The 14,309-nt window shown below is 69.2% G+C and carries 14 protein-coding genes; 7 read left to right on the forward strand and 7 right to left on the reverse strand.

Going from position 1 to position 14,309, the window contains the following annotated elements; genetic code table 11:
* Positions 1–207: 207 nt before the first annotated feature.
* Positions 208–366, forward strand: a complete 159-nt coding sequence (locus SAZ01S_RS24000) for a hypothetical protein (RefSeq protein WP_167693121.1) — start codon at positions 208–210, stop codon at positions 364–366.
* Positions 367–454: 88 nt separating this feature from the next.
* Here SAZ01S_RS24000 and cydX read toward each other — a convergent pair whose 3' ends face one another.
* The 3 genes from cydX to SAZ01S_RS09155 are packed head-to-tail and all read right to left on the reverse strand — an operon-like array spanning position 455 to position 3,340.
* Entirely contained in the window at positions 455–571 is a 117-nt protein-coding gene (gene cydX, locus SAZ01S_RS09145) for a cytochrome bd-I oxidase subunit CydX (RefSeq protein ID WP_084581964.1), read from the reverse strand.
* A 12-nt stretch (positions 572–583) separates the two neighbouring features.
* Complete coding sequence (gene cydB, locus SAZ01S_RS09150; RefSeq protein WP_084581965.1) at positions 584–1,729, reverse strand: cytochrome d ubiquinol oxidase subunit II; 1,146 nt, start codon at positions 1,727–1,729, stop codon at positions 584–586.
* Positions 1,730–1,750: 21 nt separating this feature from the next.
* A complete protein-coding gene (locus SAZ01S_RS09155; RefSeq protein WP_084581966.1) occupies positions 1,751–3,340 on the reverse strand; it encodes a cytochrome ubiquinol oxidase subunit I in 1,590 nt (529 codons plus the stop codon).
* Between the two features lie 119 nt (positions 3,341–3,459).
* Here SAZ01S_RS09155 and SAZ01S_RS09160 point away from each other — a divergent pair, with 119 nt between their 5' ends.
* From SAZ01S_RS09160 to SAZ01S_RS09175, 4 genes are read left to right on the forward strand one after another with little or no spacing between them, the layout of a single operon-like run.
* Positions 3,460–5,160: an ABC transporter ATP-binding protein/permease gene (locus tag SAZ01S_RS09160; protein WP_084581967.1), complete on the forward strand. Its 1,701-nt coding sequence runs from the start codon at positions 3,460–3,462 to the stop codon at positions 5,158–5,160.
* Positions 5,157–6,728 (forward strand): ATP-binding cassette domain-containing protein, encoded by a 1,572-nt coding sequence (locus SAZ01S_RS09165; RefSeq protein ID WP_084581968.1) that lies wholly within the window; start codon positions 5,157–5,159, stop codon positions 6,726–6,728. Before SAZ01S_RS09160 ends, SAZ01S_RS09165 begins: the two co-directional genes overlap by 4 nt.
* Before the next feature lie 49 nt (positions 6,729–6,777).
* Positions 6,778–7,131 (forward strand): hypothetical protein, encoded by a 354-nt coding sequence (locus SAZ01S_RS09170; RefSeq protein WP_084581969.1) that lies wholly within the window; start codon positions 6,778–6,780, stop codon positions 7,129–7,131.
* Positions 7,132–7,191: 60 nt separating this feature from the next.
* Complete coding sequence (locus tag SAZ01S_RS09175) at positions 7,192–9,186, forward strand: TonB-dependent receptor (RefSeq protein WP_084581970.1); 1,995 nt, start codon at positions 7,192–7,194, stop codon at positions 9,184–9,186.
* A 157-nt stretch (positions 9,187–9,343) separates the two neighbouring features.
* On the opposite strand, the gene SAZ01S_RS09180 is transcribed toward SAZ01S_RS09175, so the two are convergent.
* The 4 genes from SAZ01S_RS09180 to SAZ01S_RS09195 are packed head-to-tail and all read right to left on the reverse strand — an operon-like array spanning position 9,344 to position 11,863.
* The gene (locus tag SAZ01S_RS09180) at positions 9,344–10,351 is read right to left on the reverse strand and encodes a nucleotidyltransferase domain-containing protein (RefSeq protein WP_084581971.1); all 1,008 of its coding nucleotides are present in this window, start codon (positions 10,349–10,351) and stop codon (positions 9,344–9,346) included.
* Positions 10,348–11,199 (reverse strand): HprK-related kinase A, encoded by an 852-nt coding sequence (locus tag SAZ01S_RS09185; RefSeq protein ID WP_084581972.1) that lies wholly within the window; start codon positions 11,197–11,199, stop codon positions 10,348–10,350. The genes SAZ01S_RS09180 and SAZ01S_RS09185 overlap by 4 nt, the downstream gene beginning before the upstream one ends.
* Entirely contained in the window at positions 11,187–11,462 is a 276-nt protein-coding gene (locus SAZ01S_RS09190; RefSeq protein WP_084581973.1) for an HPr-rel-A system PqqD family peptide chaperone, read from the reverse strand. Before SAZ01S_RS09190 ends, SAZ01S_RS09185 begins: the two co-directional genes overlap by 13 nt.
* 11 nt (positions 11,463–11,473) lie before the next feature.
* The gene (locus tag SAZ01S_RS09195) at positions 11,474–11,863 is read right to left on the reverse strand and encodes a hypothetical protein (RefSeq protein ID WP_084581974.1); all 390 of its coding nucleotides are present in this window, start codon (positions 11,861–11,863) and stop codon (positions 11,474–11,476) included.
* An 84-nt stretch (positions 11,864–11,947) separates the two neighbouring features.
* Here SAZ01S_RS09195 and SAZ01S_RS09200 point away from each other — a divergent pair, with 84 nt between their 5' ends.
* Together SAZ01S_RS09200 and SAZ01S_RS09205 are read left to right on the forward strand one after the other, a co-directional pair.
* The gene (locus SAZ01S_RS09200) at positions 11,948–13,156 is read left to right on the forward strand and encodes an ATP-binding protein (RefSeq protein WP_084581975.1); all 1,209 of its coding nucleotides are present in this window, start codon (positions 11,948–11,950) and stop codon (positions 13,154–13,156) included.
* 82 nt (positions 13,157–13,238) lie between these two features.
* Positions 13,239–14,270 (forward strand): substrate-binding domain-containing protein, encoded by a 1,032-nt coding sequence (locus SAZ01S_RS09205; RefSeq protein WP_084581976.1) that lies wholly within the window; start codon positions 13,239–13,241, stop codon positions 14,268–14,270.
* Positions 14,271–14,309 lie beyond the last annotated feature (39 nt).

Here is a 14,309-nt window from a genome sequence, read left to right on the forward strand (position 1 = left end):
CCCCCAAACGGTGGCGGCGCGGAGCAGGTTCCGGTTTGGTCCCTGCGTCGCCGGGACTCATCGGACATCCGCCGTTCCGCGCCGGTCAAGCGCAGAGCGACCAGTCCCGTAGCGGTACATACCGTGACTTCTACGGAATGGTCCGCGGCCGCGGCAGCCACGACAATGGTGTCAATGCAATCAGTTGCGAGAAACGAGACCGGGTCGATGACCACGCCGAACCAGGCCCCGCTTGCGAATCACTTCCGGTTTCGCGCCGAGCAGGAGCGCGAGCGTGCCAGCCGTGCGCCCAATGAGCGCCACAAGCGGCTCCATCTGGAGCTTGCCGCCATCTTCGAGCGCCGCGCCGCCGGCGAACCGATGTAGCCACGCGAAAAGGGCGGACACTCCCCGCAGGAGCGCCCGCCCTTTCGAAAGGAACGGGGCAGCCGCCATGCGGCCGCCCCGTTGGCTGTCAGTCGAGAACAGTGAGGTCCGTTGCGGGATCGGAGTGGAACTCGTGCCAGATGCCGTTGAGCACGGCGACCGATACGGCCAGGCAGGTTCCGAGGATCCAGGCGAAATACCACATGGGTCGTACTCCTCAGTAGAGGTCGGGGTTGAGCTGCAGCTCTTCCGGCGTCACCCGGCCGAACATCACCTTGTAGACCCAGGCGGTGTAGGCCAGCACGATCGGCAGGAAGATCAGCACGCAGACCAGCATGATGAACAGCGTGAGGTGGCTCGACGAGGCGTTCCAGGCAGTGAGGCTGGAGACCGGATCGATCGAGCTCGGCAGGATGAACGGGAACATCGACAGGCCGACGGTGGCAATGATGCCGACATTGGCGATCGACGAGCCCGCGAACACCAGCGTGCCGCTGCGGCTGCGGATGCCGATCAGCGCCAGCACCGGGCCGAGGAAGCCGAGCGCCGGAGCGATCAGCATCCACGGGTACTTGCCGTAATTGTCCAGCCATGCGCCCGGCGCCTTCACCGCGCCGAGCAGGTGCGGATTGGACGGGCCGTTGGCATCGGCGATGCCGGCGAGGCGATAGCCCATGTCGCCATAGGCAACGAAGGCGCCACCCACCGCGAACAGGACGACCGCGAGGATCGCCGCCACGGTGCCGAAACGCTGTGCGCGCTCCACCACCTTGCCTTCGGCCTTCAGGCTCAGCCAGCCGGCGCCGTGCAGCACCAGCATCGCGACCGAGAGCAGGCCGGCAACGAGGCTGAACGGGGTGAACAGGCCGAGCAGCGTGCCTTCGTAGAAGGAGCGAAGGTCGCTATCGAGGCGGAAGGGCGCGCCGAGCAGCACATTGCCCACCGCGACGCCGAACACCAGCGCGGGCACGAAGCCGCCGACGAACAGCGCCCAGTCCCAGCGCGCACGCCAGCCGGCATCGGCGTGCTTGGAGCGGTATTTGAAGCCGACCGGACGCAGGATCAGCGCCGACAGCACCAGGAACATCGCGAGGTAGAAGCCCGAGAAGCTGACCGCATAGACGAACGGCCAGGCGGCAAAGATGGCGCCGCCGCCCAGGATGAACCACACCTGGTTGCCTTCCCAGGTCGGGCCGACGGTGTTGATCACCATGCGGCGCTCTTCATCGGTGCGGCCCACGAACGGCAGCAGCGCTGCCGTTCCCAGGTCGAAGCCGTCGGTCAGCGCGAAGCCGATCAGCAGCACTCCCAGCAGCGCCCACCAGATGAGGCGCAGGATCTCATAATCGAGCGGGATGGACATGTTCTTTCTCCTTGCTCGCGCTCATTCCGCAGGAACGGCGTGGAGCGGCCGCGGCTCGGGTGCGGTCGGCACAGGGTCGTGGCGGGGTTGCCAGGGCTCGTAGGTCTCGGGCCCGTGCTTGATCGCCGCCAGCATCAGGCGGAACTCGATCACCGCCATCACGCCGTACAGCGCGGTGAAGCCGATGATCGTGGTCCACAGCGCCGGAACGGTCAGGCTCGAGGTTGCCAGGAAGGTCGGCAGCACACCGTCGACCGCCCAGGGCTGACGGCCCACTTCGGCGACGACCCAGCCGAACTCGATGGCGAGCCAGGGCAGCGGGATGGCCCACATCGCCGCGCGCAGGAACCACTTGCGGTGGAAGCGGCGCGAATTGGCGTAGTAGAGCGCGGCAGCGAAGAAGGCGATGAAGAAGAAGCCGAGACCCGCCATGCCGCGGAACAGCCAGAACACGGCCGGCACGTTGGGAACGGTCGACCAGGCGGCCCGGTCCTTCTGCGCTTCATTGGCCTGGCGCGGATCGGCGACCCAACGCTTCAGCAGCAGGGCATAGCCCAGATCACCCTTGGTCGCTTCGAACTTGGCGCGCGCGGCGACGTTCTTGTGATCGGTCTTCAGCGTCTGCAACGCGTCATAGGCGGTGAGGCCGTTCTCGATCCGCAGCCGGGCCTTGCCCACCAGCGGATAGATGCCTTCCACCTGGCCGGTCAGGCTACGCGTCCCGATCAGGCCGAGCACATAGGGCACCTTCACCTGGAACAGCGTCTCGCGACCCTGGTTCGAGGGGAAGCCGACGACGGTGATGCCCGCGGGCGCCGCTTCGGTGTGCCATTCGGCCTCGATCGCGGCGAGCTTCATCTTCTGGTTGTCGGTCAGCGCATAGCCGCTCTCGTCACCGAGCACGACGACCGACAGCGAGGCCGCGAGGCCGAACGCCGCGGCGACCGCGAAGCTGCGCTTGGCGAGTTCCAGGTGCCGGCCACGCAGCAGATAATAGGCCGAGATGCCGAGCACGAAAAGGCTGGCGCAGACATAGCCGGCGCTCACCGTGTGGACGAACTTCGCCTGGGCGACGGGGTTGAAGATCACCGCCGCGAAGTCGGTGACTTCCATGCGCATCGTGTCGGCGTTGAATGCCGCACCCGCGGGGTGCTGCATCCAGCCATTGGCGACCAGGATCCACAGCGCCGACAGGTTGGTGCCGAGCGCGGTGAGGAAGGTGACCATCAGATGCTGGCGCTTCGACAGGCGATCCCAGCCGAAGAACATCAGGCCGACAAAGGTTGCTTCGAGGAAGAAGGCCATCAGGCCTTCGATCGCCAGCGGCGCCCCGAAGATGTCGCCCACATAGTGCGAGTAATAGGACCAGTTGGTCCCGAATTCGAATTCCATCGTCAGCCCGGTTGCGACCCCGAGGACGAAGTTGATGCCAAATAGCTTGGCCCAGAAACGGGTGATGTCCCTCCAGATCGGGCGATCGGTGACGACATAGACGCTTTCCATGATCACGAGGATAAAGGAAAGGCCCAGCGTCAGCGGCACGAACAGGAAGTGGTACATCGCTGTCAGCGCGAATTGCAGGCGCGACAGCTCTACGACTGCCATATCCATAGTTGTGTCCTCAGCAAAGAGCCGGTGATCTGGGGCCTAGGCGTTGGGGTCGGCTGCGCCTATGCGGGATATCCCCTATTCCGTTGCAGTGCCGAAATCGCTTGTACAAATTGTCTCATATGGCTCTTCAAAAACAGGCCGGGCTCGCCTGGATCATCGACTTGGGCGGCGCCGCGCTGTTTGCCTGGGGCATCGCCGACGGCGTTGCTGCAGCGGCGAACGGGCACCCGATGCCGGCGGCAGCGCTTGCGGCGATGCTCGGCGGCGGGCTGGTGCGTGCCGGCACCGCCTGGGGCGTCCCGGTCCTGGCCGTGCGCGGCGCGCAGGCGAGCACCGCGCCGCTCCGCCGCAGCCTGGTCGAACGGCTGCTCGGCAGCGGCGCGGCGCCGTCGAGCGGGCAATCGGCGGTGCTGGCGATCGACCATGTCGCGACGATCGAAGGCTATGAGACGCGCTTCGTCCCCGCCCGGATGGCGGCGGCAGCCGCGCCGCTGGTGGCAGTGGGGATCATTGCCTGCGCGAGCCTGATCGCGGCAGGGATCCTGCTCGGGACGCTCGTCCCCTTCATCTTCGGCATGATTCTCGCGGGGACGGCCGCCAAGCGCGCCTCCGAACGCCAGCTAGCGGCGCTGGGCGAACTGTCCGACCTGTTCGTCGATCGCGTCCGCACCCTGCCGATCCTGCGCCATTTCGGCGCGGAGGAGCGCATCGCGCGGCAGGTGGGCCTCGCCACCCGCGAGGTGGCCGCACGCACGGTCGAGGTGCTGCGCGTCGCCTTCCTGTCGAGCGCGGTGCTCGAGTTCTTCTCGGCGCTCGCGGTGGCGCTGGTCGCGGTCTATTGCGGGTTCAGCCTGCTGGGGCTCCTCCCCTTCCCGAACCCGGAGACACTGACGCTGCGCGAGGCGTTCTTCGCGCTGGCGATGGCGCCGGAATTCTACCTGCCGATGCGGCGGCTGGCGGCGGCGTACCACGACAAGCAGCTTGGCGAGGCGGCAAAGACGGCGATTGCGGCGGTGCCGGAAGTGGCGCCGCCCGCTGCCGCGCCGGAGGTGTTCGCGGGCGTGGCGGCGAAGGAGCTGGTGATCGCCTGGCCGGGGCGGACGATCGGCCCGGTCGACGTGTCGATCGGGACGGCGGGGCTCGTGGCACTCACCGGCCCAACCGGGAGCGGCAAGACCAGCCTGCTGGCGACGATCGCGGGGCAGATCGTACCCAGCGCGGGCAGCCTGCACTTCCTGTCGCCGGAAGAAGCGCCCGGCGCCCTCCCCGCTGCGTTCCCCTCCCGCTTGCGGGAGGGGCTAGGGGAGGGTGAGTCGGGCGAGCGGGCGACGTCGTCGGGGCCAGCCCCCCACGTCGCACCCTCCCCCATCCCCTCCCGCAGGCGGGAGGGGGGAATAGCCGCCGTCCCCGACCACAGCCCCATCGCCTGGGCGGCGCAGCACCCGCTGATCCTGCCCGGTACGCTGCGCGACAACCTCGCCCTCGCCGCCCCGCACGCCACCGATGCCGACCTGCTCGCCGCGATCGACCGTGTCGGCCTCGGCCCGATGCTCGCCCGACGCGACGCTAGCCTCGACCTGGTCCTCGACCATCGCGGCTCCGGCCTTTCCGGCGGCGAGCGTCGCCGCCTCGGCCTCGCCCGCGCGCTGCTCGCCGATCGCCCGCTGCTGCTCGCCGACGAACCCACCGCCGATCTCGACCATGCCAGCGCCGCGTCGATCATCGCGCTGCTCCGCGCCGTCGCGGCGGAACGCGCGGTGATCGTCGCCACCCATGATCCCTACCTGGTCGCCGCCGCCGATGCCGAGGTGACGCTGTGAACCCCTTCCCCCTCGCCGCCCCCGAACGGCGGACGCTGCGCCAGGCGCTTGCCTGCGCGACCCTCGCCGGGCTCGCGGCGATCCTGCTGCTCGCGCTATCGGGCTGGTTTCTCACCGGCGCCGCGATCGCAGGCGCAAGCGGCGCGGCAGCGGTTGCCGCATTCAACTACCTGATCCCCAGCGCCGCGATCCGCGGGCTCGCGATCCTGCGCACCGGCGGCCGCTACGGCGAGCGACTGCTGTCGCACCAGGCCGCGCTCACCGCGATGGCGGACCTGCGCGGCCGCCTGTTCGGCAAGCTCGCCGCGCAGGACAGCCGCACCGCACCCGACCTCGCCGGCGGCGACGCCAGCGCGCGGCTGATCGGCGACATCGAGGCGCTGGAGGATCTCGTCGTCCGCCGGCCGAGCCGCCCCGCCAGCCTCGCCGCCGCGTGCTTCGCGGTCGCGCTGGTCGCACTTGCCGGTTGGAAAGCCGCGCTGGCGCTCGCCATCCTGCTGGCCGCGCTGCCGCCGCTGCTCACCCTCGCCGCGCGCCGCCTGACCACGCGCCCCGCCGCCGACGCCGCCGAGGCGCTGGGGGCGCTGCGCACCGCGTTCGTCGACTATGCCGCCGCCCGGCCCGAGATCATCGCCTATGGCCTCGCCCCGCGGGTGGCCGACACGATCGCCGAGCTCGCGCGGCCGCTCGACCGCGCCCGGGCGGCGCTGGCGCGCGGCGACGGCGTGGTGGCGGGCCTGCTCGCCTTCTACGGCACGCTCGCCGCCGCGTTGGTGTTCGCGCTGAGCGAAGGCGCCGCGCCGATCCGCGCGCTGGCACTGCTCGCCGCCGCCGCCTCGGTGGAGGCGATGGCCGCCTTTGCCCGCACCGCGCTGCGCCAGGCGAGCGTCGAACAGGGGCTTGCCCGGCTGGCGACGCTGTCGGCGCTGCCCGGCGATCTTGCCCCGTCCCCCAACACGGCAGCGACTCCGCTGCCGATCACCCTCGGCGCGGAGCAGCTCGCCCCCGGCGCCCGCGTCGCCATCACCGGCGCATCGGGCACCGGCAAGACGCGGCTGATCGAGGCGCTGGCCGGACTGCGCATGCCGGTCCACCCGCTCGCCCTGGGCGACACGCCGCTCGCGCGCTGCACCGCCGACGCACTGCGCCGCCAATCGGCCCTCGCGCCGCAAAGCGCGGTACTGATCGCTGGATCAATCGGCGACAATCTGCGCGTCGCCCGCCCCGGCATCACCGAAACCGAGATGCTGGCAGCGCTCCACACCGCGTGCCTCGACACGACCGTCGCCGCGATGCCCGCCGGGCTGGATACGCCGATCGCAGAAGCCGGCGGCACGCTGTCCGGCGGCGAGCGCAAGCGGCTGTCGCTCGCTCGCGCGCTGCTTGCCCGGCGGCCGTGGCTGCTGCTCGACGAGCCGAGCGAGGGCCTCGACGCTGCGACCGAGGCGGAACTGGTCGCCCGCCTGCGCGGCTGGCTGGATGCGACCGGCACCGGGCTGGTCCTCGTTTCCCATCGGCACGCCCCCCTGGCGCTCGCCGACCGCCGGATCGACATCGCCACGCTTTAGCCTCGATGATATATTGCCACATTCGCAATGCTGCGATACGGCAACGCGAATGCGCTGTTTCCGCGTTCCTGGTCTCCTTGTCCGGCTGCTGCCGGCGCTGCTGCTGGCGTTCGCGCTGTGCTGGCAGGCGGGGATCGTGCGGGCGCATGTGCATGACCCGGCCGGCTGGAGCGCGACTCCCCATGCCAGCCACGCGCCGAAGCACAGCGGCGACGACCAGGATTGCCCGCTCTGCGCCGAAGGCGCGATGGCGGGCGCCTATCTCGCTGCCGCCGGTCCGGCGCTGGCGCTTCCCGCGCCCGCCATTGCCTGGCACCAGCCGCTTGTCGCCGACCCCGCCGCGCATCTGCGCCGCTCGCATGCCTGGCGCAGCCGCGCGCCCCCTGCACTCCGCACCGCCTGATCAACGATACGCACCGCCGGCCTGCCGGCGCGTGCCCCCAGGTTCACGGAGTTTCCTTTCATGCGTACTGCCCTTCTCGCCGGCGCCGCGATCGTCGCGTTCGTCCCCCATGCCTTTGCCGATCCCGATCCGCAGCAGGCCAACGACAAGAACACCATCATCGTCACCGCCGCGCCCTATGCCGTTGCCAGCGACGAGGTGCCGACCATCGTCACCCATGTCGACCGCGACCAGATCCTGCGCACGGGCGGCGCCAGCATCAGCGACGCGCTGGCGCAGGAGCCCGGCATCGCCGCGACCAGCTTCGCCAGCGGTGCCAGCCGCCCGATCATCCGCGGCATGGACGCGACGCGCGTCCGCATCCTCGAGAATGGCGCGAGCAGCTCGGACGTGTCCGATATCGGCCCCGATCACGGCATGCCGGTCGATCCCTTCGCCGCGCAGAGCATCGAGGTCGTCCGCGGCGCCGGCACGCTGCGCTATGGCAGCCAGGCGATCGGCGGCGTCGTCAACGTGATCAACAACCGCGTGCCGATGTCCCTGCCGAAGGAAGCCCTGTCCGGTGAAGCGGTCGGCAGCTACGGCACGGTCTCGAACGTCGGCGAAGGCGGCGCGCTGGTCGATGCCAAGCTCGGCTCGGTCGCGCTCCATGCCGACGGCTTCTACCGCGATGCCGGCAATTACGACACGCCGCTCGGCACCCAGCAGAACAGCTTCTTCCGCGGCCATGGCGGCTCGGTCGGCGGTTCCTATTTCTTCGGCGGCGACGATGCGAGCCATGTCGGCCTGTCGATCAGCCAGTACAACTCGAAGTACGGCATCCCCAGCGACACCACCTATATCGACATGCGCCAGACCAAGGTGATGTCGCGCGACGTGTTTGCGGTGAACGCTGGCCCGCTCAAGACGATCAACCTCGATGCGAGCTATGCCGATTACACGCATGACGAGAAGGAGCCGGACGGCACGATCGACACGACCTTCCGCAACAAGGAGTTCGACGGCCACCTCGAATTCCTGCTGAACCCGCTGGGCCCGATCCGCAATTCGGCAATCGGCTTCGAGGTGCAGAACCGCAAGTTCTCGGCGATCGGGCAGGACAGCAGCTACCTGTTCCCCACCACCACCCAGAGCGAGGCGGCGTACCTGTTCACCGAGGTGCCGCTGACCGACATCCTCCACCTCCAGGCGAGCGGCCGCGTCGAGCATGTCCGCGAGGAGGGCACGCCGGCCTCCAACGTCTACACCGCCCGCGACTTCACGCCGGTGAGCGGCGCGATCGGCGCGCTGCTCGATGTCGGCAGCCATGTGAAGCTCGGCTTCACCGGATCGAGCACCGGCCGTGCGCCGGCGATCACCGAGCTGTTCGCGCGTGGGGGACATGACGGTCCCAACACCTTCGAGACCGGCGATCCCAACCTCAAGATCGAGCGGGCCAACTCGGTCGAGGCGACGGTGCGGGTGAACCTCGATCGCTTCCACTTCGACGGCAGCGCCTATTCGACCTGGTTCGACAACTATATCTATGGCGACCTGACCGGCCGCACCTGCGACGACGACGGCACCTGCGCGATCGGCGGCGACGGCGACCTGAAGGAGCTCAACTATCGCCAGCAAGGCGCGCATTTCCGCGGGCTCGAAGGCAAGGCGAGCTACGACCTGCTCCATGCGCAGGACAGCACGCTGCAGCTGACCGCGCTGGCCGACTATACCCGCGCGACGCTGGACAATGGCGGCAACGTACCGCGCATCCCGCCCTATCGCCTGGGCGGCGGCGTCAACTGGCTGAGCCCGATCTGGGATGCCTCGGTGCAGTTCACCCATGCCGGCAAGCAGACCAAGTTCGGCGCCTTCGACACCGAGACGCCCGGCTACAACAACCTGAACGCGCAGATCGCCTGGCGGCCGTTCAAGTCGCAGCCGGGAATCGAGTTCGCGATTATCGGCCAGAACCTGACCGACGAAGTGCAGCGCAACGCCGCCTCGCTCAACAAGGACCTGGTGGTCCAGCCCGGCCGCAACGTGCGGTTCATGGTCAAGGTCGCGACCTTCTGATTGTCGAGAGGGGCGGGGTCGACCGGCATCGCCTCCGCCTCTCCTCGCTGTCATCCCGGCGAAAGCCGGGATCCATTCGCCTCAGGGTCCGCGGCAGGAGCCGAGCCGGTGAAGCCAATGGATTCCGGCTTTCGTCGGAATGACGGCCATTGGAGTATCAGGCCGGCCGATAGCCCTTTCGCCACTTGGTCCAGAGGTGCCGTGCGAGCATCGCCGGCGGCATCCGCAACAGATGCGAGCGGATGTAGAAGCCGAGCTGCACCGCCTTGCGGGTCGAGCGGCCCCAGTGGTCCCGTGCCGTCAGCCGGCGGTGGAACAGCGGGTCGAGCGCGTCCCAGCCCTGCCAGTCGCGCGGTGCCTCGGTGCCGTAGAGCCGCACCGCCTGCCGCACCGCCCGGCGCATCGCGGCGCTGAGCCCATGGTGCGCGGCGCGCTCGGCCAGCCCGTCAAAGCCGAACTCGCCGAGCAGGCAGTGGATGTCCCACAGGTTGCGCATGCCGCCCGCAAGATCGCCGTCGGCAAACAGATGCGCGGCGGCGTGGCACAGCATGTCCTGCGGCCCGAGCATCCGCAGCCCGTTCGCCAGCGCCACGCTGTCCGCGAGCAGCGCGACCGCGTCCGGACGGATCCGCGCGGTGAGCGGCAGGATCGTGTGGTGCACGTCGATCATCTTGTCGCGGTCGCGGTGGATCAGCGGCGGCAGCTCGTGCATCCAGCGGCGGTAATAGGCGTCGTCATAGGGATCGGGCTTCACCCATTCCCAGCCGGCCGCGAGCAGCGCCGCCTCGACCGCCCCGATGGCATCGCGCGGCACGAGGATGTCGAGATCGCCGATCGTCCGCCCGACCGAGGGCGACAGCCCCGCCGCCGCGAACGCCGTGCCCTTGAGCAGCACCACCGGCACGTCGAGCCCGGCGAGCGCCCGTCGCGCCATCTCGGCTTCCCATAGCGCGGCGGTGCGGCCCTGCTCGGCCGAGGCGATCGCGTCCGCCACCAGCCGCGCCACCGCGCCGGGCATCGGCAGGCCGGCGATGCGATAGGCGAGCGTTCCCGCCAGTTGCTCGGCGCGCGCGACCGCCCAGAGCGCATTCCAGTCCGGTGCGGAGAGCCCCACGACCGCCGCAGGATCGCGCAACACCCGGACGAGGAGCAGTGCCGGGTTCATGCCAGCGCCTCCACCATGGCGATGGCGGTGTCGGCATCGGGATAGTCGATCGCGCGGGCGGGCACCGTCTGCACCAGCCGGGTCAGCGCATCGAATCCGCGCTCGGCCAGCGTCACATAGTTGGTGGACGACTGGGTCAGCCGCACGAACGCCTCGCTCGGCAGCACCGGCCGTTCGGCGGCCGCGAAACCGAAGCGCGGGAACAGGATCAGGCTGGGCTCGGCCGGCCGGTCCATCGCGGCGATCGCGCGCGCATCGGGCACCAGATGCCGGATCACCCCCTTAGGCGTCCCTTCCAGCAGCGGCCCGAACCGGGCGTTCGGCAGCGACTGCGCGACCACGTCGATCGCCTCGTTCTTCAGGCTGACCAGCCGCGGGAAGGCGTGGGCAAGCCCGGTCGCGCAATCGATCAGCGCGAATTCGTCGCCCATCAGCCGCCAGCCGCGCGCCATCAGCAGCGCGGCGAGCGTCGACTTGCCCGCCCCCGAGATGCCGGTCATCAGCACCGCGCGGCCGTCCCGCTCGACCATCGAGGCATGGAGCAGCAGGTAGCGCCGCAGCCCCAGCGCCATCTGCAGGTTCATCCCCATCTCGGCCGCGAGCAGCCCCTGCGCGAGCGGCAGCGGCGCGGCATCGGGAATCACGAAGTCGCCGGCGATGTGCACCGAGGGGCGCAGCACCCGCCGCCATGGCCGCGCCGCGAACAGATGGACGTTGAAGTCCGCGATGCCGGCGTCCGGTGCCGGGTAGTCGCGGTAGAGATCGTCCAGCACCGCGATCGGCGCGCGCCAGTGGCTGCCGATGCGGAAACCGATCGGACCGATGCGCAGCAGCTTCAGATGGCGCATGTCCGCTCCACCAGCCCCGCGGCGACCAGCTCGTCGAGCCGCACCGCCAGCGCCGCCGGATCGGGATCGGCAAGGTCGAACCGCGCGGCGAGCACCGCCAGCAGGCCGGCGACGTCGCGCGGGCCCTCACCCAGAATGTCCAGGATCTCGGGCACCGGCGCGTCGACGATATGGGTGATGCCCGAGGCGCGGTGGTAGACGAGCGTCAGCGCATCCAGCGGTACGATGCGCAGGGTCGCGGGGTCGGCGGCGCGATAGAACACCGCCGAATCGCTCAGCCGCGCGGCATCTGCAGCGATGCGAAGCAGGTAAAGCCGCTGGTCCCGCGCTGCAGGCGGCGGATGTAATTGGCGTAGGCGCGGCTGGCTTGCGGATCGGTGCCCGGCAGCGTGCCGCCGTTGAGCGCCCGCTTGACGTCCTGCGCCTTGAAGTTGCGCCCCGGCGCCGGGAAGGCACCGGCGGTGTGCGCGGGCACGACGCGGCCGTCGGACGCGATATAGCTGCCGGCGCGCGCCGGATCGGTCACCGGGATGTCGCACTGCAGGATCGAGGCATTGGTCTGCGCCAGCGCCGGACGGATCGAGACGATCGCCGCGGCACTCGCCGCGCCCAGCATCAGCGCACGCCGACGGGTCGGCTGGTCTTGGGGTGTAGGATCGTCCATGCCGCTATTGTTCTGCGCTCGCGCCCATTTCGCAATCGTAAATACAGGCTCGTCTTGGGACGATCGCGCGCTAGAAGGCGCCCCATGCTGTCGGCCACCCGCTTCCGGATGATTCTCGCAATCGGCGTCGCCATGCTGGCCGCGCTGGTGGGATATCTCCTGAACCAGGATGTGCAGGTCGCGCTGGTGATGCTGGTCGGCGCGGTGGCCGCGGTGCTGATCGTGTCGATCGGCGGCGATCCGCCGCCGCCGCCGCGCAGCGACGCGGTCGCCAGCGATCGCGATCCGGCGTTCGGCGAAGTGATCGAGGCGATCGCCGAGCCGGTGCTGGTGATCGCCGCCACGCGCGTCATCGCCGCCAACGCCGCCGCACGCGGTCTGCTCGGCGAGCATATCCTCGGCGAGGACGTCCGGCTGGCGATTCGCCATCCCGCCGCCGCCGAGCGGCTGCTCGATCCCGGCGAGGCGCACTCCGCCGCGCCGATCCATCTGGTCGGCCTCGGCACGCGCGAGCAGCGCTGGGAGATGCGGGTGCGTACGCTGGAGACGGGCGAGCGCGTCGTCCACCTGATCGATCGCACCGGCAGCTACACCGCGGACCGGATGCGCGTCGACTTCGTCGCCAATGCTAGCCACGAGCTGCGCACCCCCCTCGCCTCGCTGCTCGGCTATGTCGAGACGCTGGCCGACGGTGCCGGCGAGGAGCCGGAGATTCGCGCGCGCTTCCTCAAGATCATGCACGACGAGGCGCGGCGCATGGACCGGCTGATCAGCGACCTGATCTCGCTCAGCCGGATCGAGGCGGAGAAATATCGCGCCCCGGCCGAATCGGTGCAGCTCGCCGAGCTGATCCCGCAGGTCTGCGCCGAACTTTCCGGCAGCCCGCGCGCGGCGGACCTCGTGACCGAGATCGAAGCCGTTCCGCCGGTGCGCGGCGACCGCACCCAGCTCAGCCAGCTGCTCCACAACGTCATCGGCAACGCGATGAAATACGGCAAGCACGGCACCCCCGTCACCGTGTCGCTGCGCAGCGAAGGCGCGACGATGGTGCGCTTCGCGGTCAGCGACCAGGGCGAGGGCATTCCCTCCGAGCATATCCCGCGGCTTACCGAACGCTTTTATCGTGTCGATTCGGGACGCAGCCGCTCGCTCGGCGGCACCGGGCTGGGGCTCGCGATCGTCAAGCATGTCGTCGAGCGTCACCGCGGCCGGCTGGACATCGCGTCGTCGGTGGGAATCGGCACGACCGTCACCGTACGGCTGCCGATCGAGCCGACTGTCATAAAGGCGTAACCGGATTGCCGGATGGGGCATCGTGCGGACGAAGGGCACGCCCGCAATCCAATGCAGCAATTCCCGAGGACAGGAGGTGACGATGCTGGGTCGTCTTGCTCTGATCGCAGTCAGTGCGCTTGCGCTTTCCTCGTGTGACGGCAGCGCCACACGCGAAATCCGTGTGGTCGGCTCGTCGACCGTCTATCCCTTCACCACCGCGGTGGCGGAAGCGTTCGTCAACGCCAAGAGCGGCCGCAAGGCGCCCGTCGTCGAGTCGATCGGCAGCGGTGCGGGCATCCGCCGGTTCTGCGAAGGCATCGGCGCACAGTTCCCGGATATCGCCAACGCCTCGCGACGGATGACGCGCAACGAATTCGATCGCTGCAAGGCGAACCATGTCGACGAGATCATCGAAGTGGTGATCGGCCTGGACGGCGTCGCGCTTGCCGAATCGAACCAGGGGCCGAAGCTCCAGCTGAGCAAGAAGGACATCTATCTGGCGCTCGCCGCCGATCCGAAGGGCCAGCCCAACACCGCCAAGACCTGGAAGGACGTCAACCCGGCGCTGCCGGCGATCCCCATCCTGGTGATGGGTCCGCCGTCCACCAGCGGCACGCGCGACGCCTTTATCGAGCTGATGCTGGAGCCGGGCTGCAAGGAAGCCTATCCGGATGCGGAAAAGCTGAAGGCCGGCGTCGACCCCGCTCCCTATGACAAGGCGTGCCGCCGCATCCGCGACGACGGCCCCTATGTCGACAAGGGCGAGAACGACAATCTGATCGTCCAGGGTCTCGCGCAGAATCCCAATGCGCTCGGCATCTTCGGCTATTCCTATCTCGAGGAAAACAAGTCGCGGCTGCACGGCGTGCCGGTCGACGGCGTCGAGCCGACCTATGACACGATCGCCAACGGCCATTATCCGGGCGCACGGCCGCTGTACCTCTACATCAAGAAGCGTCACATCAAGGCGGTACCGGGGCTGAAGGACTTCCTCACCCTCTACACCACGATGTGGGCGCCGAACGGTCCGCTGGTGAAGCGCGGGCTGATCGCCGCACCGGACAAGATGCGCGAGCGCATGGCCGAGCGCATCGAACTCGAACTTGCGCTCGATCCGGCCGAGCTGCACTGACATGAAACGATTCCGCTCCGGTGTTGGCCGGGCCTGGGC

Origin of the sequence: Sphingomonas azotifigens NBRC 15497, assembly GCF_002091475.1 — a bacterium.
Taxonomy (GTDB): Bacteria; Pseudomonadota; Alphaproteobacteria; order Sphingomonadales; family Sphingomonadaceae; genus Sphingomonas; species Sphingomonas azotifigens.